This is a genomic window from Tardiphaga sp. 172_B4_N1_3, from assembly GCF_052076035.1.
GTDB lineage: Bacteria > Pseudomonadota > Alphaproteobacteria > Rhizobiales > Xanthobacteraceae > Tardiphaga > Tardiphaga robiniae.
Map to the genome: position 1 here is coordinate 2,067,708 of NZ_CP197238.1, position 18,500 is coordinate 2,086,207.

General features: G+C 61.5%; 15 protein-coding genes. 6 read left to right on the forward strand and 9 right to left on the reverse strand.

The window, feature by feature from the left end; all coding sequences use genetic code 11:
• Positions 1 to 15 precede the first annotated feature (15 nt).
• The gene (locus tag AB7783_RS09605) at positions 16 to 1,491 is read left to right on the forward strand and encodes a protein adenylyltransferase SelO (protein ID WP_120292389.1); all 1,476 of its coding nucleotides are present in this window, start codon (positions 16 to 18) and stop codon (positions 1,489 to 1,491) included.
• Between the two features lie 101 nt (positions 1,492 to 1,592).
• On the forward strand, positions 1,593 to 2,741 hold the full coding sequence (gene rnd / locus AB7783_RS09610; RefSeq protein ID WP_120292387.1) for a ribonuclease D: 1,149 nt from the start codon (positions 1,593 to 1,595) through the stop codon (positions 2,739 to 2,741).
• Between the two features lie 87 nt (positions 2,742 to 2,828).
• Here the strand turns inward: rnd and AB7783_RS09615 are convergent, their stop codons facing one another.
• The 5 genes from AB7783_RS09615 to AB7783_RS09635 form a co-directional block, all read right to left on the reverse strand.
• Positions 2,829 to 3,122 (reverse strand): hypothetical protein, encoded by a 294-nt coding sequence (locus AB7783_RS09615; RefSeq protein WP_089263970.1) that lies wholly within the window; start codon positions 3,120 to 3,122, stop codon positions 2,829 to 2,831.
• Positions 3,123 to 3,260: 138 nt separating this feature from the next.
• Positions 3,261 to 4,766, reverse strand: a complete 1,506-nt coding sequence (ppx, locus tag AB7783_RS09620; protein ID WP_441277484.1) for an exopolyphosphatase — start codon at positions 4,764 to 4,766, stop codon at positions 3,261 to 3,263.
• Positions 4,767 to 4,778: 12 nt separating this feature from the next.
• Complete coding sequence (locus AB7783_RS09625) at positions 4,779 to 6,980, reverse strand: RNA degradosome polyphosphate kinase (protein ID WP_089264645.1); 2,202 nt, start codon at positions 6,978 to 6,980, stop codon at positions 4,779 to 4,781.
• A 157-nt stretch (positions 6,981 to 7,137) separates the two neighbouring features.
• Positions 7,138 to 7,815 (reverse strand): DnaA ATPase domain-containing protein, encoded by a 678-nt coding sequence (locus AB7783_RS09630; protein ID WP_089263968.1) that lies wholly within the window; start codon positions 7,813 to 7,815, stop codon positions 7,138 to 7,140.
• A gap of 46 nt (positions 7,816 to 7,861) precedes the next feature.
• The gene (locus tag AB7783_RS09635; protein ID WP_089263967.1) at positions 7,862 to 8,416 is read right to left on the reverse strand and encodes a CDP-alcohol phosphatidyltransferase family protein; all 555 of its coding nucleotides are present in this window, start codon (positions 8,414 to 8,416) and stop codon (positions 7,862 to 7,864) included.
• A 168-nt stretch (positions 8,417 to 8,584) separates the two neighbouring features.
• On the opposite strand from AB7783_RS09635, the gene purM reads away from it, so the two are divergent.
• Both purM and purN read left to right on the forward strand, forming a co-directional pair.
• Positions 8,585 to 9,658 carry a phosphoribosylformylglycinamidine cyclo-ligase gene (gene purM / locus AB7783_RS09640; RefSeq protein WP_441277485.1) on the forward strand — a complete coding sequence of 358 codons (1,074 nt, stop codon included), beginning with the start codon at positions 8,585 to 8,587 and terminating at the stop codon, positions 9,656 to 9,658.
• A gap of 7 nt (positions 9,659 to 9,665) precedes the next feature.
• Entirely contained in the window at positions 9,666 to 10,322 is a 657-nt protein-coding gene (purN, locus tag AB7783_RS09645) for a phosphoribosylglycinamide formyltransferase (RefSeq protein ID WP_441277486.1), read from the forward strand.
• A gap of 48 nt (positions 10,323 to 10,370) precedes the next feature.
• On the opposite strand, the gene AB7783_RS09650 is transcribed toward purN, so the two are convergent.
• Positions 10,371 to 12,347, reverse strand: a complete 1,977-nt coding sequence (locus AB7783_RS09650) for a DNA/RNA non-specific endonuclease (RefSeq protein ID WP_441277487.1) — start codon at positions 12,345 to 12,347, stop codon at positions 10,371 to 10,373.
• Between the two features lie 267 nt (positions 12,348 to 12,614).
• Positions 12,615 to 13,439, reverse strand: a complete 825-nt coding sequence (locus AB7783_RS09655) for an alpha/beta fold hydrolase (protein WP_441277488.1) — start codon at positions 13,437 to 13,439, stop codon at positions 12,615 to 12,617.
• Between the two features lie 337 nt (positions 13,440 to 13,776).
• Between AB7783_RS09655 and AB7783_RS09660 the strand changes: the two genes are divergently transcribed.
• Complete coding sequence (locus AB7783_RS09660) at positions 13,777 to 14,814, forward strand: alpha/beta fold hydrolase (RefSeq protein ID WP_441277489.1); 1,038 nt, start codon at positions 13,777 to 13,779, stop codon at positions 14,812 to 14,814.
• A gap of 20 nt (positions 14,815 to 14,834) precedes the next feature.
• A complete protein-coding gene (locus tag AB7783_RS09665; RefSeq protein ID WP_441277490.1) occupies positions 14,835 to 15,785 on the forward strand; it encodes a fatty acid desaturase in 951 nt (316 codons plus the stop codon).
• Here AB7783_RS09665 and AB7783_RS09670 read toward each other — a convergent pair whose 3' ends face one another.
• Both AB7783_RS09670 and AB7783_RS09675 read right to left on the reverse strand, forming a co-directional pair.
• Positions 15,786 to 16,367: a TetR/AcrR family transcriptional regulator gene (locus tag AB7783_RS09670; RefSeq protein ID WP_184517381.1), complete on the reverse strand. Its 582-nt coding sequence runs from the start codon at positions 16,365 to 16,367 to the stop codon at positions 15,786 to 15,788.
• Between the two features lie 57 nt (positions 16,368 to 16,424).
• Positions 16,425 to 18,392, reverse strand: coding sequence for an adenylate/guanylate cyclase domain-containing protein (locus AB7783_RS09675; protein ID WP_441277491.1), 1,968 nt, complete (start codon positions 18,390 to 18,392; stop codon positions 16,425 to 16,427).
• Positions 18,393 to 18,500 lie beyond the last annotated feature (108 nt).

The following is an 18,500-nucleotide window of genomic DNA, read 5'->3' on the forward strand; positions in this document are numbered from 1 at the left end:
CCCCATCTTGGGGCCATGACAGTCCACTTCCCGTTCGACAACAGCTATGCCGCCCTGCCCGCGAATTTCTTCGCCCGCGTTGCACCGACGCCGGTGACAGCGCCGCGGCTGATTAAGCTGAACCGCGCACTGGCCGACCAACTCCGCATCGATCCTGACTGGCTAGCCAGTCCCGAGGGCGTCGAAGTCCTCGCCGGCAAGCGCGTGCCCGATGGCGCCGATCCCCTCGCGATGGCCTATGCCGGACATCAGTTCGGACATTTCGTGGCGCAGCTCGGCGACGGGCGCGCGATCCTGCTCGGCGAGGTCATTGACCGCGACGGCGTGCGCCGCGACATCCAGCTCAAGGGTTCCGGTCCGACACCGTTCTCGCGCCGCGGCGATGGCCGTGCTGCGCTTGGTCCGGTGATCCGGGAATATATCGTCAGCGAAGCCATGGCGGCCCTGGGCATTCCCACAACGCGCTCCCTCGCCGCCGTCCTCACGGGCGAACGGGTTCAGCGTGAGACGATGCTGCCGGGCGCCGTGCTGACTCGCGTCGCCTCAAGCCATATTCGCGTCGGCACGTTTCAGTTTTTCGCCGCGCGCGAGGATATCGCCGGCGTCAAACAACTCGCCGATCATGTGATCAACAGGCACTATCCCGACGCAGCCGAAGCCGAACATCCCATTCGCGCCTTGCTCGATGCAGTGATCCGCCGTCAGGCCGAACTTGTCGCACGCTGGCTGCATGTCGGCTTCATCCATGGTGTGATGAACACCGACAACTGCTCGGTATCGGGCGAGACCATCGATTACGGCCCCTGCGCCTTCATGGACGCCTACGATCCCGCGACGGTGTACAGCTCGATCGACGAGATGGGCCGCTACGCCTATGCGAACCAGCCGCGCATCGCGCTGTGGAATCTGACGCGCTTCGCCGAGACGCTGCTGCCGCTGATCGACAGCGACGAGAAGACCGCCATCGAAATCGCGCAGGCCGCATTGGGCGAATTCTCCGATATTTTCGACACGGCCTATCAGGCCGGTCTCCGCCGAAAGCTCGGGCTGTTCACCAGCCAGCCGGACGATGCCGCATTGGCGCAGGATCTGCTGACCGCCATGACCGCCAATCAGGCCGATTTCACCCTGACCTTCCGCCGCCTCGGCGCCGCCGCGGTTGACGCAGACAGCGACGAAGCCGTCCGCGGACTGTTCATCGATCCGACGGCGTTTGACGCCTGGGCCGTGAACTGGCGGGCACGACTCGGCCGGGAGTCGCAGGACGCCGGTACCCGCCATCAGGCCATGCAGACGATCAATCCAGCCTTCATCCCCCGCAATCATCGCGTCGAGGCGGTGATCCAGGCGGCGCTGGCCGACGACTACGCGCCGTTCGAGAAATTGCTGGCCGTACTGGCGAAACCCTATGAAGATCAACCGGAGATGGCGGATTACGCCGAGCCGCCGGAGCCGGATCAGCGCGTACTGAAGACCTTCTGCGGCACCTAAACACCCTCATTCTATCGGAGCAGACCTCCAATCTGCCCGAAACACCTTGACTCAACAGGTTTTTCGGCCGAACGCCTTGGCAAAAGCGTTATGGACCGTCCATGGAACTGATCACGACCACTGCCCAGCTGACTGCCGCGTGCGAGCGACTTGCCAAGCACCCCGTCATTACGGTCGATACGGAATTCCTCCGCGAGACCACTTATTACCCGCTGCTCTGCGTGGTCCAGATGGCCAGCGCGGAAGACGCGCTGGTGATCGACACGCTTGCCGAGGGCATCGACCTCACGTCGTTCTTCGACCTGATGGCCAACGAGGCCGTGCTGAAGGTCTTCCATGCTGCGCGGCAGGACATCGAAATCATCGTGCATCGCGCTGGCGTGGTGCCGCATCCGATCTTCGACACCCAGGTCGCAGCCATGGTGCTCGGCTACGGTGACAGCATTGCCTATGACCAGCTCGTCGAACGCGTCACTGGCCACCGCCCCGACAAGACCCACCGCTTTACCGATTGGTCGCGCCGTCCGCTGACCGAAGAGCAGTTGCACTACGCCGTCTCCGACGTCACCCATCTGCGCGACGTGTTCGCCAAGCTCGATGCCGATCTGAAGAAGCGCGACCGCAGCGATTGGGTCAGCGAGGAAATGGAAATTCTCACCTCGCCAAAGACCTATGATTTCCATCCCGAGCGCGCCTGGGAACGGCTGAAGACCCGCGTCCGCAAGCCGAAAGAGCTCGCAGTGCTGATGGAAGTCGCGGCCTGGCGCGAACAGGAAGCGCAGAGCCGCGATGTGCCGCGCTCGCGCGTGCTGAAGGACGATGCCGTCGGCGATATCGCGACCCATGCGCCGACTTCGCTGGAGAAGCTCGCCAATCTGCGTTCGCTGCCGAAGGGCTTTGATCGCTCCAAGTGGGGCAGCGACATTGTCGCCGCCGTCCAGCGTGGCATCGCCCGCGATCCCGCCACGTTGCCGAAGATCGAGAAGCCACGCGGCAATTCCAACGGCGCAGCCACCGTCGAACTGCTGAAGGTGTTGCTGCGCATGACCTCTGAGCGTCACGCCGTCGCCAGCAAGGTCATCGCCACCGTCGACGATCTCGAGCAGATCGCCACCGACGACAATGCCGACGTCGGCGCCCTGCACGGCTGGCGGCGCGAGTTGTTCGGCGAGGCCGCCCTGGCGCTCAAGCATGGCCGCCTTGCATTGGCGATGGAAAAAGGCCGGGTGATCCGGGTCGATCGCGCGTAGGCTGCGTCGTCCAAGGTAGCGCTCAAATTGCCTGCCGCAGGGCGAGGCGTACAGCATCCCGCCCTGCGAGACGTAATGACGATCGTTTTACGCCGCCGATCTGTTCTTGATGGCTCCGACGATTGCCGTCAGCACCGCACCTGCGACACCGCCTCCGGCCACCTGACCGATCAGCGAACCGATATCGGTGGTTGCCGATGCGTTTGAAAGCATAGGAATCAGCATTCCGAGAATTTGACCGCCAACGCCGCCACCTATTGCACCTGCGATCGTGTTGCCGATTGTACCAAGATCGACAGACTTCGATGCACCGCCGGCAACATTTCCGCCAATCGCGCCACCAATCAGTTGAACGATAAGGTTGATCAGAAGGGCTGACATTTCGACTCTCCCGGTCCGGAAATCGTATGTACTTGCCGCGTGGACCAAAACGGCCGCACCGGAAAAGAGTATACGCACGGAAACCGAGAGTCACGCCGCGCTGCAATCAGTAGTGTCATTCAGAATGAGCGACGGTGGCTATCGCCTGACGATCGTCCCGGACTTCCCCACTAATCGTGCCAGCTGCTTGAAGCGGCTGCCGACGCGGTCGGCGACGAGATCGACCATGCGATGCTCGAAGACGAGCATCATCTTGCGATCCTTGGTGGCGAAATGCGTGGCGGGCAGCACGCCCGGCCGCGCCGCCGAAATGAGATGCGCGACCCTGAATAATGCGCCGAGCAAACGGGCGCGTTCGACCTGCGCCGGCGAGACAAGCGCGCGGACCAGCTCCGGGGGCTCGTTCTCGGCGCCGAATCCTGCGTAGCGGTAGTACACACAGAGCGCGAGGAATGCGCGACCGTGATGATCGACCGAGCCGAAATTGCCGTTCGTGATCAAACTGAGCGTCTGCTCGCCGCGATGATCCGGATGGACCCGCCAGCCGATATCGGACAACAGACACGCCACCCGGCGTAGCCGACGATCCTCGTCGGTCTCTTTGAGCTTGGCGACACGGGCGAACCGATCACTCCAATCGCTCAGCTCCTGCGCGTGGCGGGCCGAACGCGACAGCAACTCGTTCATGGTCTGCGCGGCGCCGACCAGACCATCTTGCATGCGCTGCGCTTGCGGCAGCATTTCGTACAGCAAGCCTTCACGGACGCCATAGGTCGAGAACACGATGGTTTTCGGCCTGGCAGTGCGAATGACATATTCAAGCACGAGCGCCGCGTAGACCAGCAGCGGCTGGCGCTGTTCGGCGATGGCTTCGATGTTGGCAAGAATGTTGGCTGTTGCGAGCCGGCGCAAGCGGCGCACGAAATCGAGCGCTTCGGTGGCCGGGATCGAATAGCCATGCATCACACGTAGCGGATAGCCGCTCTGGATGATGTGCAGCCGCGCCAATGCACGCCAGGTGCCGCCGACCGCATAGAAATTGCGACCTACGCCCGCCTTGAGCTGCGCGACGTCAACCAGCGCCAGCCTGACGATGCGCTCCGCCTTCTTCGGTGATTTCTGTGAGGCATCCTGCAATGCGAGACTGCCGAGCGGCAGCGTCACGCCCTGCCGGACCGCATTGCCTTTGACATCGATCAGTTCGAGCGAACCGCCCCCGAGATCGCCAACCAGGCCATCCGGCTTGTGCACGCCCGAAATCACGCCCAGCGCCGAGAGCTTCGCTTCGCGCGGCCCCGATATGATCTGGATCTCGCAGCCGCAGATTTTCTCGGCTGCTGTGATGAAGGCAGGTCCATTGCTCGCATCGCGCGCCGCAGCGGTCGCGATGGCGTAGACGCGACCGACCTTCATGACCCTGCACAGCGCACGGAAGCGCCGCAGCGCCGTCAGCGCCTTGTCGACAGCGTCCTTGGCCAGCAACCCGGTGCTCTGCACTTCGCGGCCGAGACCGCATAGCGCCTTCTCATTGAAGAGCGTAACAAGGCTTCGTGTCAGCGACTCGTAGACAACGAGACGCACCGAGTTGGAGCCAATATCGATGACGGCGACGCTGGTCGCGCGTTGATTGGCACGCGCTACCACGTTGCTGGTTCCTTACGAGGATTGGTGACGCTCCGAACGGCGGGTGAGCCGGCGCGGGGATGATTTCTCAAGCGACTTTCCACGGCCAGACAGACTCGGATTCGTCATGAAGTAATTGTGCACATTGAAGGGTTCCTCGCCCTTCGCTGCCTTCATACGCGTTGACGACCCGTCCGGCAACAATTGCCAGCTCTGTTCCGTATCCTTGAGATTGGCCACCATGATCTGCTCGAGCACCTGGGTATGCACGGTGGGGTTCTGCAGCGGACACAGAACCTCAACGCGGCGATCCAGATTGCGCGGCATCATGTCAGCCGACGATATGTATATCGCCGCCTTCGGGCTCGGCAGGCCATTGCCCATACCGAAGCAATAGATTCGACCATGTTCAAGGAAGCGGCCGATGATCGACTTGACGCGAATGTTTTCGGACAGGCCGGGCACGCCCGGCCGCAGGCAGCAGATGCCACGCACGATCAGTTCAACGGATACACCGGCATTCGACGCCTCATAGAGCGCATCGATGATTTCCGGATCGACCAGCGAATTCATCTTGAGCCAGATCGCACCCGGCTTGCCGCTGCGGGCGAATGCCGCTTCGCCGCGGATGTGTTCGAGCATGCGCCCGCGCAAGGTCAGCGGCGATACGGCCATCTTCTCGATGTCGCTCGGCTCGGCATAACCGGTGATATAGTTGAACACGCGTGCGGCATCGCGACCGATGATCGGGTCGGATGTGAAATATGACAGATCGGTGTAGATGCGCGCGGTGACCGGATGATAGTTGCCGGTGCCGGTGTGCACATAGGTCGTGAGCGAGCCGCCCTCGCGGCGCACCACCAGCGACAGCTTGGCATGGGTCTTCAATTCCAGGAAGCCATAGACCACCTGGACACCGGCGCGTTCGAGATCGCGAGCCCAGCGGATATTGGCCTCTTCATCAAACCGCGCACGCAGTTCGACGAGCGCCGTTACCGACTTACCGGCCTCAGCGGCCTCCACCAGCGTGCGGACAATCGGCGAATTGTTGGAGGTGCGATACAGAGTCTGCTTGATCGCCACCACATCCGGATCGCGCGCGGCCTGCTGCAGGAACTGCACGACGACGTCGAAGGACTCATAGGGATGATGGACAATCAGGTCCTTCTGACGGATCGCCGCAAAGATGTCGCCGCCATGATCGCGGACACGTTCCGGATGACGCGGCACATAGGGCACGAATTCGAGATCGGGCCGATCGAGCCGTGTGAGCTGCGAGACCTCGTTCATAGCGAGAATGCCGTCGACCAGCAGGATTTCGTCATCCGAGGTCGCCAGCGCGCGCTGCACGAAGGCACGGAGTTCTGCCGGCATGCCGGCTTCGATTTCGAGGCGGATCACCGACCCTCTGCGGCGACGCTTCAGCGCAGTCTCGAACAGCCGGACCAGATCCTCGGCCTCTTCTTCGACTTCGAGTTCACTGTCGCGGATGATGCGGAAGGCACCCTGCCCCTGAACAGTGTAGCCCGGGAATAGACGCGCGATGAACAGGCCAGTGGCCTGTTCCAGCGTGATAAGGCGTACCGCCCCGTCCTTGCCGGGGGTCGGCAGGCGGATGAAGCGATCGATCTTGCCGGGCATGCGGATCAGCGCGTTCATCGTCTTGCCGTCGGACACCCGCGACAGATGCAGCGCGATGGTGAAGCCCAGACTCGGAATGAACGGGAACGGATGCGCCGGGTCGATCGCCAGCGGCGTCAGCAGCGGGAAAATATTGTGGAGGAAGTGGTCCTCGATCCAGGACCGGTCGGCCTTGCTGACCTCCTTGCCGTCGAGCAGCACGATTCCGACATCGGCCAGCATGCCGCGCTGGTCGCGCCAGATCGCCTGCTGGTCGCTGCCGAGCTTGGAGACCGCACTGTTGATCAGCACCAGTTGCTCGGCCGGGGTCAGGCCGTCCGGGCTGCGCTCGCTGATTCCCTCACGGACCTGCGCCTTGATGCCGGCGACGCGGACCATGAAGAATTCATCAAGGTTGTTTGCGGAAATCGACAGGAAGCGGACGCGCTCCAGTGCCGGATGGCCCGGATTGACGGACTCCTCAAGGACGCGGCGATTGAAATGCAGCCAGGACAGCTCGCGATTGATGAAGCGCTCGGGACCCGACGCGACCACCTCTGCCGGCTTCGCTTCGCCCTTTTTCTCTTCAATAACAATCTCTTCTGCGGAGTCCATGAGGCAGCAATCCATCCAGTTCAAGCAGCGCTATAGTGCCGGCAAATCACAGCGGACATTGCGTCAGTTGCGTGACGCTTCGATGACATTGAGGAACCTGCCTGCCGCGCCGTCAAGGCACGGTGTGACGCGCCGCGTTTGACGTCCAAGGCTTAAGTCAGGCGTCGCGCAGCAGTTCCGCAGCCAATGCACGGGTCACCGGCCGCCCAAGCCGGAGCGCCTCGCTATCCAGCAATTCCACCGTATGGCGGGCGGCGGCGAATGACCGCTCGATGCGGCTGGCCACATAGCTGACCACGCTCTCGTCGATGCTGAGCTGGCGGTCGGCGCAAAACTTCACGATCAGCGCCCGAAACAACCCGTCATCCGGCGGCAGCAGATTGACTACCGGGATCGCACGGAGCCGCGACCGCAGATCGCGCAACTCGACCTCCATGGCGGCCGGGGCGACCCGCGCCGTAATCAGCACATAGGCGTTGTCCTGACGTGCCAGATTAAGAAGGTGGAACAGCGCCCGCTCGTCGAAGGCACCGGCATTGAGATCCTCCACCACCAGTGCGTTGGTCACCAACTCAGCCGGAACCGTCGCAGCCGTCAGGCTGTGCGCCATGGTGGAGCGCGCCCCGGCCTCCTCGGCCCAGATCGCCGCCAGATGGCTCTTGCCGGACCCTTCCGGGCCGACAAGCAGCATTACCCGGTTCGGCCAGTCCGGCCAGCAGTCGATCAGTCCCAGCGCCTCGGCATTGGCCGGGCCCTCAAGGAAGTTGTCGCGGGACAGACTCTCCGCATGGGGCAGCGCGAACGCCAATTGACGGGGTTGGACGCGGGCGACCACGCAAATACTCCTGCCGGCTCCGCCGGCGAACGTCACGAATACCGGTTTACCGGGGCTCTTGACCGGGTTCGATGGTGCTCATGTGTCGCATCCACTCGACGAGATAGAAGGACACAGAGAGCAGCGTCAAGATGGTCACAAAGCCCATTAAAATCAAATCGTAAGGCGAGGATTTGAAACCAAATCCGAGGGCAGCAAGAACTAAGGCTGCGAAGGCCACCTGCGCCACCGTATTGAGCTTCGATACCATCAGCGGCTTCATCGGGATCGGTTTGCCGAACAACCACGACACAATGACGGCGCCCACGATCATGATATCCCGCGACACCACGAGAATCACGATCCAGCGCGGAACTGCCCCCCATATCCCCAGGGAGACATAGATCGAGACCAGCAGCGCCTTATCGGCCAAGGGGTCGAGCAGCGCACCGAGTTCGCTGGCCATGTTGAAACGCTTGGCGAGAAAGCCGTCCACGGCATCGCTGACCCCTGCAATCACGAAGATTGCAAAGGCGATTTCCATCTGGTTCGAGGCAATCGCCCAGACAATCACGGGCACCAGCAGGATACGCCCGAGGGTGATTAAATTGGGGATACTCACGCGGCGCTTCCCGGCTCCGGCCTGTTTCGCAATCCGAGCTTGGGGGCTCCGACCGGCTTACCGCCTACATAGTAATCGGGATAGCGTTTACGAGCCATTGCGCAGGCGGGGATTCCGACGTAACCAGCCGAAAATACACAGTTTCGCAGCTCCGGCAGGATACCCGGCATGACCGACCAGAAAAAAGGCCTCACTTACGCGGACGCGGGCGTCGATATCGATGCCGGCAACCGTTTGGTGGACCTCATTAAGCCGATGGTTCGCGCAACCGCCCGTGCCGGCGCTGACGCCGAGATCGGCGGCTTCGGCGGACTGTTCGACCTCAAGGCCGCCGGCTTCAAGGATCCGGTTCTCGTCGCCGCCACCGACGGCGTTGGCACCAAGGTCAAGATCGCCATCGAAGCCGGCATCCATAACGGCATCGGCATCGATCTCGTCGCCATGTCAGTCAACGACCTCGTGGTCCAGGGCGCCGAGCCGCTGTTCTTTCTCGACTACTTCGCCTGTGGCAAGCTCGACCCGGAAGCCACCGCCTCAATCGTCGCTGGCATCGCAGAGGGCTGCCGCGAGTCTGGCTGCGCCCTCATCGGCGGCGAGACCGCCGAGATGCCCGGCCTGTACAAAGACGGCGACTACGACCTCGCCGGCTTCGCGGTCGGCGCCGCCGAGCGTGGCACGCTACTGCCGACCAAGGACATCGGCGTGGGCGATGCCGTCATTGGCATGGCCTCGTCTGGCGTCCACTCCAACGGCTTCTCGCTGGTCCGCAAGATTGTCGAGCGCACGGGCCTCTCTTACGCCGACAAGGCGCCGTTCTCGCCGGTGATGACGCTTGGCGGTGCACTGCTGACCCCGACCCGGCTCTATGTGAAATCCTGCTTGCGCGCGATCCGCGAGACCGGCGCCGTGAAGGGCCTCGCGCATATCACTGGCGGCGGCTTCACCGACAACATCCCGCGCGTGCTGCCAAAGAACCTCGGCGTTCGCATCGACCTGCCCTCCCTCACCGTCCTGCCGGTGTTCAAGTGGCTGGCAAAGGAAGGCGATATCGCCGAACTCGAGCTGCTGCGCACCTTCAACTGCGGCGTCGGCATGATCGCCATCGTCAAGCGCGAAGCCGTGCAACAGGTGATGGACATCCTGCGCGAGGGCGGCGAGACCGTGTCGCTGCTCGGCGACGTCATCGAAGCTGAGGGCGACGAGCGCGTCGTCTATGACGGACATCTCGAACTCAACCTGTGAGGCCGTGATGCGTCGCGTCGCCATCCTGATTTCCGGCCGCGGGTCGAACATGACCGCATTGATCGAGGCCGCCGCAGCAGATGGCTTCCCGGCCGAGATTGCGCTGGTGATTTCCAACAGGGTTGACGCTCCCGGCCTCGCCACTGCGCAGGCCAATGGCGTCAACACGCTGGTGATCGAGAGCAAGCCGTTCGGCAAGGATCGCGCAGGCTTCGAGAAGCTGCTGCAGTCGGCCCTCGACGAGCACAAGATCGAGCTGATCTGCCTCGGCGGCTTCATGCGCCTGTTCACGGCGGAATTCGTGCGACACTGGTACGGCCGGATGCTGAACATCCACCCGTCGCTGCTGCCCTCCTTCCCCGGCCTCGATCCGCACGGTCAGGCGTTGCGCGCCGGCGTCAAGATTTCGGGCGCCACGGTGCATTTCGTCATTCCGGAGACCGATGCCGGCCCGATCGTGATGCAGGGCGCCGTGGCCGTGGCCGATAACGACACCCCCGACACCCTCGCCGCGCGCGTGCTCGACATCGAGCACAAGATCTATCCGCAGGCGTTACGGCTGTTGGCCACCAACGGCGTTGGCATCACCGGCGACACCTGCACCACCAGTACCGGCGCCAGCGCCAGCCGCGACGACACGCTGATCTCACCGACGGTGATCTAGACGAGACGACGCCCGCGGTCGCATCGCCCCGCACTGCAACCCGGCAGGTCAGATTACGACGTCATCCATATCGTTGATCCACCGGGTTCTTCGCGTCGATTCCAACGTCCCGTGTGCATCGAACGGCTTCACCGCCGAGAAATCCAGACCGGTCGCCTCCTCGATCGCCACGATCGTGGTTTGAATCCTGCGCTTGCGCATTTCATCGACGGTGTACGGCTTCAATCCGGAGAACACCTTGGCCTCATATAGCGCCTGGACATACTGGGTCTGCCCCACGATGAACGCCGCCGCGGCGATCTTGGTCGTCGTCTTTTGCAGCACCGCCACTTTCCAAAACGAGAGCGGCACCTTCCACGGTCCGCCCTTGCGACCCTTGCCATAATAGGGATCGTCATCGCGATAGATCGGCCCAGTAAAAACCGTCAACCGCTTCTCGGAGGTCTGCGCCTTATCCAGCAGATAGTCCTCAAGATTGCCCCAGTCGATATCGTTGTAGCTTTGCACCTGCGGCGCTGCATTGGTGTAGTGGAACGTATCCTCGGAACCCGCTTGGGCTTCCTCAAGACGTTCCACATCGTCGGATAGTGCGCTCCAGCATGGATCGAGCAGACGGACCTGATGCCCCCGGCTGAATTGAACTGGATCGTTACCCTTGGCCTTTTCGTAGAAGGCACCGTCCGGCTGATACTCGTCCGCGATCCGCGCGTCGCGCCGCCACGTATCCTTTCGCTTGCCGGGATGGATGAGTTTCCCCCCGGCTATATTGACCGCCGTGATCAATGGAAACTTGCGCTCTTCATGGATCACCGACGTAAAATGATGATAGGCCAGTTCATATCCCGAGCCATCCAGCAATGGCGCAACCTTGCCAGCGGCAAGCAGCGGTGCATAGATCGTCGCAAGATCGATGGGATTGCTCTTGAAGAACCCCGCATCATAGCCACGAACACCTGCCCAGCGTGACACTTGAAGCGGCTTACGGTCAGCCTCCAGAAGCGTCTCGCCAACCGATATGCCCTGAGACATCGGACTGAGGCCGAGCGACTTGTCGAGCCTGTCGAGAACGAGCCCTGCCTGCCGTTTTGCAAATCGTTCCTTTTCGAGCAGTGAAAAGATGGCACTGATCCGAATGCCTTCATTGGCGATCCATACCGGATCCTTGACGACTGCGCCGGGCTTGCTCGGCGCAGGAACCGCCTTGTGATGCAACGCCAGCACCTGCCACTGGTCATTCAGCACTGGCGCGCCCGAAGACCCCGGTTGCGTATCTGTCGAATAATGGATGAACTGACTAAGGTCGATCCCGACAGCCGAGGTTGGGTCAAGCGTGACGATCTGGCTGGCGCGGATCGCGATCTGCTTCGGCTCGCTGCCCGGATGCTGAATGATCGTGACCCATTCGCCATCGACTGCTTTGCCCGACAGCGGGATCAGTGGAAGCCGGCCGTAGCGGTCGAGCGGTACGCCGTCATCCGACAACGGCGTAATCGCCACAAAGGTGATATCGAGTTCGGCGTTGGTATAGAATATTTCATGCGGACGCAGGTTGAAGCAGACCGGATCGCGCAACACGCCATCGATGTCGTGCTCGTAGCCGAACTCGGCCTCACACTGGCTCGCCTCGTCTTCGTCGCCAAGCACGTGATGATTGGTGAGCAACAGTCGTGGTCCGACCAAAAAACCGGTGCCGTACCACGCCCCGCCGTCACTCGGCACTCTGATCCGGCACACGGCCGCCGCTGCACGCTTGCCCCGATCCAGAAAATTGATCGACAGCAGATCGCTTTCGCCGATGATACGCTCGAACGCATTGGGATCGCTGCGCGGCGCCTCGAGGAAATTCTTGCGGATAGCAAAACGATCATCTGCCTTGGCTCGGCTGCGTCGTTTGGCGCGCGCTGAAGGCGGCACATAACTCGAATCCGCCCTGGATATGATCTTCTCCAGCTGTGCGGACAGTGCCGTCGATGTCGTTGCAACAACGTCTTTCTGAGACTCACTCGCTTCGTGACCGGAATCCATTGCGCGTCCCCACAAACCGCCCAAAAAATGCATCGTCAACAAAGCGCCCGTACCAAGTCGGCACGGCGCGCGCTATCAAAGGTTGCATATTGGCCTGATCGTAACTTTTCCGCAACGAGGACAACGCATTTATTGTTCGGCAGGCGCCCCGAACTGTCATATCCCGGTCATCAACGGGGGACCGCTCAGTTCGCGAGCGCCGGTCGCAGGACCATTAAAGACAATGCGAACGACGCAACACGTACTGCGTCGTTCACACCGGTTCGTTTAGCTGCGAACAAACGCCAGCAGATCCGGGTTGATTACATCCGCATGGGTGGTCAGCATGCCGTGCGGGAAGCCCGGATAGGTCTTCAGCGTGCCGTTCTTGAGCAGCTTCACCGTCAGCGGTGCAGCGTCGGCATAAGGCACGATCTGGTCATCATCGCCGTGCAAAACGAGCACCGGCACATCGATCGCCTTCAGGTCTTCGGTGAAGTCGGTTTCCGAAAATGCCTTGATGCAATCATAGTGCGCCTTGGCGCCGCCGATCATGCCCTGCCGCCACCAGTTGTCGATCACGCCCTGATAGACTTTCGCGCCCGGCCGGTTGAAGCCGTAGAATGGTCCGGCCGGGACATCGACGTAGAACTGCGCGCGGTTGGCAACAAGCGCAGCACGGAAGCCGTCGAACACTTCGAGCGGCAGGCCGCCGGGATTGTTCTCGGTCTTGAGCATGATCGGCGGCACGGCGCTGACCAGCACCGCCTTGGCGACGCGTCCCTGCTTGGCACGCGCGACGTAACGCGCAACTTCGCCGCCGCCGGTGGAGTGACCGATATGCACGGCGTCCTTCAGATCCAGTTTGTCGGTGAGTTCGGCGACGTCGGCCGCATAGGTGTCCATCTCATTACCGGTCGCGGTCTGGCTGGAGCGACCATGGCCGCGGCGGTCGTGCGCGATGACGCGATAGCCCTGATTGAGGAAGAACATCATCTGGTTGTCCCAGTCGTCCGCACTTAGGGGCCAGCCGTGATGAAACACGATCGGCTGCCCGGTGCCCCAATCCTTGTAGAAAATCTCGGTGCCGTCTTTGGTGGTGATGGTTCCCATGATCCAGACTCCTTTGAGTGGGTTGCGGGCAAGCGCGACTTCGAATTCGCAGCGGCTTATGCGGACAACTTGGCCGCTTTCCGCCTCTGCGCCGATGACAGGCCAGTGAATAGACTAACGGGCCGCAAGTCTCTTGTACGTTTCGAATACAAAAACAAGATGTCGCCGAGCCGCCAACGGGCGACGACCCGCTGCATGCTATTCAGGCGGCAATGCCGAAGTTTCGGCATTGCGCTCTTCGCAAATTAATATACTAATAGTACAGTTATTAAATTTTGTCGAGCGGATCGCTTGTCGCACCCTCGGCAAGCGTCAACGGACCTTCCGGAGCTGCAACATGAATACGCCGAGCGACTACCAGATCTTCGAGGCGGGTGACGTGCTGCTGCAATCCGGCCAGCGGCACCCGCGCCTGCAGCTTGCCTACAAGACCTATGGCGCACTCAATGCTGCCAAAGATAACGTCATCCTCTATCCGACGTCGTTCGGCGCACAACACTACGACACCGAGTGGCTGATCGCGCCGGGCGCCGCGCTCGATCCGGACCGCTACTTCATCGTCATCCCCAATCTGTTCGGAAACGGGCTGTCGTCATCGCCATCGAATTCGCTGGAAGCTCTGGCTGGCGCCCCCTATCCGAACATCAACTATCACGACGCTATTTCGATCCAGCATCGCCTGCTGACCGAGCAATTCGGCATCGCCCGTCTGGCACTGGTCTATGGCTGGTCGATGGGCGGCATGCAGGCCTATCACTGGGCCGCGCGTTATCCGGACATGGTGGCACGCGCGGCAGTGGTCTGCGGCAGCGCCCGTTGTTCGCCGTTCAACGCCGTATTCCTCGAAAGTGTGCGGGCCGCTTTGACCACCGATCCTGCCTTTGTCGATGGCCGCTTCGTTTCGAAACCATCTGCCGGACTTCGCGCCATGGGGCGGGTTTATGCCGGCTGGGCAATGTCGCATGGCTTCTACCGCGACGAAATCTGGCACGAAGCCGGCTTCACCTCGCTGGAAGACTATCTGGCGCGATCATGGGACGTCGCTTTCGCGCATCGTGATGCCAACAATCTGCTGGCCCAACTATGGACCTGGCAGAATGGCGACATCAGCCGCTGCGACGCCTTCGGCGGCGACTTCCGCAAGGCCATGGCTGCGATCACCGCGCGCGTTCTGCTGATGCCCGGGCAGACGGACAATTATTTTCAGGTCGGCGACAACGAAGACGAACTCCCCCTGCTGACGAACGCACGCGCGGCCGAACTGTGCCCTATCCCCTCGCTGCACGGACACCGCGCCGGCAACCCGGTCAAGAACCCGGTCGATGCCGCCTTCATCAACACGAGAGTCTCGGCGCTGCTCGCCGCCGACGCCTGAACCGAGAACGGGACGAACCGATGACGATGGATGCAGTTGGCCATGGCAAGATCGAAACCCGCGCCCTAACGCCCGCACAGCTGAAGGACCTGTCGGTTCGCGCCAATCTTCCGGGGCTCATTCGCTCGATCAGCCATTATGCATTGATCGCTTTGGTTGGAACGCTGATCTGGCAGGTCGCCACCCGCTACGGCGTGGTGTGGACGACCCCGCTGATCGTCATCCAGGGTTATCTCATCGCCTTCCTGTTCATGGCGGTGCACGAGGCCGCGCACAAGACTGTGTTCACCAGCCGGCGGCTGAACGAGGCCCTCGGCCATGTCTCGTCGCTGATGATCGTTCTACCCTATGAACACTATGCGCTATTTCACTGGGACCATCACCGCTTCACGCAGGATCCCGACCGCGATCCTGAACTCGTCACCGCAACGATCCCCTCGTCCGACACCAGACTCGCCATCGCCTATACCGGCATCGTGCAACTGACCAACCGGATCCGCCTGCTGGTCCGGCGTGCCGTGACCGGACAAGCCGTAGCGCCGTGGATCCCGGAATCCAAGCAAGGCATGGTGGTGCGCGAAGCCCGCATCTATGCCCTCGTCTATCTGGCGCTGCTGATCGCTTCCATCGCCTTCTCCAGCACGAGGCTGCTGTGGTGCTGGCTCGTCCCGCTCTATGTCGGCCAGCTATTCCTGCGGCCCTATCTCTATGCCGAACACACCGGCTGCGAGCATACCCGCAGCGCCTATGAGAACACCCGCACGACCTATACCGATAGGCTGACGAAGTGGTTCACCTGGAACATGCCATTCCATGTCGAACATCACGCCTATCCGTCGGTGCCCTTCCACGCATTGCCAAAGCTCAACGCCATCATCGACGAACGTATCACGCATCGCGGTTGGGGTTACCGGGCCGTCACACGCGAAACCTGGCGCTGGTTTCGCCGTGCGCGGCAAGGCGGCATCTGACTATTGCACCGACAACACGGATTTGACGAGCTTGCGGGCATAGTCGGCCGTCAGCGGCCGAAATCCAAAGACATACTCATAAAACAGCGTGCCATAGATCCGATCATAGAGATCGCCGGCTGGCTCCGAAGCAACGATGCTGCCGTCCTTCTGGCCGTCCTTGATAATCGCCAGCGATATGTCCCGGCGGATACCGAGATAGCGTTCGGAGAAGATTTTCGCTGACCCCGTCCGCGAGATGCATTCGGCAATGACAGCGAGCTGTACCTTGCCAAAATCGCTGTTCAGCGCCACGGCATAGGCGGCGGCATGTTTCGTGATGCGCGTGAACGGATCGCCGCTCTCGGAAAGCGGCAGCATGGTGGACGCCTGCCGCAGGAATGCATCGATCAGCACCGCTTCGCGCGACGGCCACCATTTATAGATCGTCATCTTGGAGACGCCGGAATCCCGCGCAATCGCATCGATGGTCGTCGCAGCGAGCCCCTCAGCCGCCATCATGCGATAGGCGCTGTCCAGGATCGCATCCTCGGTCTCGACCGATCGAGGACGACCTCGCCGCACCGGGGTCACGTCGGTCATCGTCGCAATATTTCTCTGTCGGCTGCCATGCGTTCACTATAGCGCGGCCCCCATCGATCAAACAGGGAAATTGGAGTGGCGATCAGACGCGGCGACGGAATGTTGGTCTCGCGCGCCGAGCAACTCATAGATCTGCACTTCGGCGGCAAAGCCTTTCGGCTTGATCCGGGCGACGCTGCGGAAAAGAAACAATGAGTCCACCCGCTCCTTGACGGCTTCGCTGACCAGGACGCTGGTTCCGTAGTCCTTGTTCAGCGTCTCGAGCCGTGACGCGAGATTTACGGTCGCGCCGAGCGCCGTGTAGTTCATGCGGTCGGGTGACCCGATATTGCCGATCATGACATCGCCGACATGCAGGCCAAACCGGGTCTTGTAGACGGGCCAGCCCTCACGCTCGAATTCCTCATTGAGCTTCCGATTGGCTTCGACGCAATCGAGCACAGCGGCGCAAGCCTGCGCGACATGGTTGGTGTGCTCGACGGGGGCGTTCCACAGCCCCATAACCGCATCGCCGATATATTTATCGACCGTGCCCTGATGCGTAGCAATGACGTCCGAAATCGCAGCGAAATAGCGCGACGTGTAGAGCATCACCCGGGTCGGATCTTCGTTCTCCGTCATTCCCGTGAAATTCTCGACATCTGTGAACAGGATGGTCGCTTCGCGGCGCTCTCCGCCCAATTGCATGGCCGTGCCGGTTTCGACCAGTTGCTGAACCAGACGCTTGGGAACGAAATTCGAGAATGTCTGCACCAGCGTACGCATGGTGAAGACCGATCGGCCGAGATCGTCGATCTCGCGGATCGGCGAACGCAGTTGTGGCATCGACGAAAACCGGAAATTCTGGATGCGATCGACCTCGCGCGCCAAAATTCGCAGGGAGAGCGATAGCTTGTTGCCGATCCAGAACGCAATCGGTACGGCCGCGAGCACAAAACAAAATGCGAGAATGAAGAGCGTGCGCTTTTCTTGCTCGATCTCGGCATAGAACTCATCGAGCGGCGCGAAGAACCCGACCCGGAGATTGGCCGATCCGGCCATCTCCACGGGACGGAACGCGGCTGCGTAGGCCCGCCCTGTGCTGTCAGTAAAAAATTGCTCCGCAACGCCGGTTTGACGCCACGCCTTGATGGCCGCAGTAGCGCCGATCGTATCGACATCGCTCAGTCGCGGCAGCTCCGACAGTTTGTTCGGCACACTCGTGGCTTCAAGCCAGCGGGACATCTCGGGATGCGCCAGCACCCGGTCGGCATCATCAAACAGGTAGGCCACGCCCGAATGCCCGAGCTGCTGCTTGCGCAGCATGGCCTCGGCTTCACTGAGCAGGATATCGCCGGCCACAACACCCCGCTGCCCCTCCACAATGGGCATTCGCAGCGTGTAGCCGATGTCACCGGTCTGATAGAAAATATAGGGCTCGGTCAGCAGACTGGCATTGGGCTCGAAGGCGCCACGATACCACGGCCGAACGCGAGGATCGAAATCGACCGGTCCGGGCAGACTTGCCAAAGGCCGCAGCGCATCGTCGAGATAGGAGGTCGTGGTCTGAAGCGGTCCAAAATCGCCTGCCTTCACGATCGTGAACAGGCGAAATCTGGCCCCGTCCGGCGCCCCGAAGCGCGCTTTCACCCCAGCTCCCGTTCGGTCGATCAGGTCCATTTCCAGGAACGAGCCGTCCTCATATCCCATGTACAGGCTGAAGAGCTGCTTATTGTTGCGCAGCATCGACGCCAGCAGGATGTTCAGCCGCGGGTTATTCTTGAGCTCCGCGGACTGGACCGATGTGATGCCGCGCAGGATATCCAGATTGTCATGGACGCTCTTGAGCTGCGCATCGATGCGATCGGTTGCCGATTGAGCGACCACGCTGAGATACGATGAAGCCGCCGTCCGGATGATCGTGTTGACCCGGCTGAAGCTGAGATAGACCAGCGCAAGACCGACCGTCAGGACGACGCCGACGAACAGCGCAATGATCGACGTCCTGAAGCCAATCCGAAAACGCGATCTCGCCGGCACCGTCATCGCAGGATGCTCCACACGCCAGCCAATCTGGCACCGCATATCGACAGGCCAGACCTGGCTGCGCCGGACGGGAAGTCTCGCGGTATCATGATTCCGTCACGCAAGCGC

Coding starts and splice junctions, on each gene's coding strand:
- AB7783_RS09605 (WP_120292389.1), top strand. CDS start 16: ATGACAGTCCACTTCCCGTTCGACAACAGCTATGCCGCCCTGCCCGCG.
- rnd (WP_120292387.1), top strand. CDS start 1,593: ATGGAACTGATCACGACCACTGCCCAGCTGACTGCCGCGTGCGAGCGA.
- AB7783_RS09615 (WP_089263970.1), bottom strand. CDS start 3,122: ATGTCAGCCCTTCTGATCAACCTTATCGTTCAACTGATTGGTGGCGCG.
- AB7783_RS09625 (WP_089264645.1), bottom strand. CDS start 6,980: ATGGACTCCGCAGAAGAGATTGTTATTGAAGAGAAAAAGGGCGAAGCG.
- purM (WP_441277485.1), top strand. CDS start 8,585: ATGACCGACCAGAAAAAAGGCCTCACTTACGCGGACGCGGGCGTCGAT.
- purN (WP_441277486.1), top strand. CDS start 9,666: ATGCGTCGCGTCGCCATCCTGATTTCCGGCCGCGGGTCGAACATGACC.
- AB7783_RS09650 (WP_441277487.1), bottom strand. CDS start 12,347: ATGGATTCCGGTCACGAAGCGAGTGAGTCTCAGAAAGACGTTGTTGCA.
- AB7783_RS09655 (WP_441277488.1), bottom strand. CDS start 13,439: ATGGGAACCATCACCACCAAAGACGGCACCGAGATTTTCTACAAGGAT.
- AB7783_RS09660 (WP_441277489.1), top strand. CDS start 13,777: ATGAATACGCCGAGCGACTACCAGATCTTCGAGGCGGGTGACGTGCTG.
- AB7783_RS09665 (WP_441277490.1), top strand. CDS start 14,835: ATGACGATGGATGCAGTTGGCCATGGCAAGATCGAAACCCGCGCCCTA.
- AB7783_RS09670 (WP_184517381.1), bottom strand. CDS start 16,367: ATGACCGACGTGACCCCGGTGCGGCGAGGTCGTCCTCGATCGGTCGAG.
- AB7783_RS09675 (WP_441277491.1), bottom strand. CDS start 18,392: ATGACGGTGCCGGCGAGATCGCGTTTTCGGATTGGCTTCAGGACGTCG.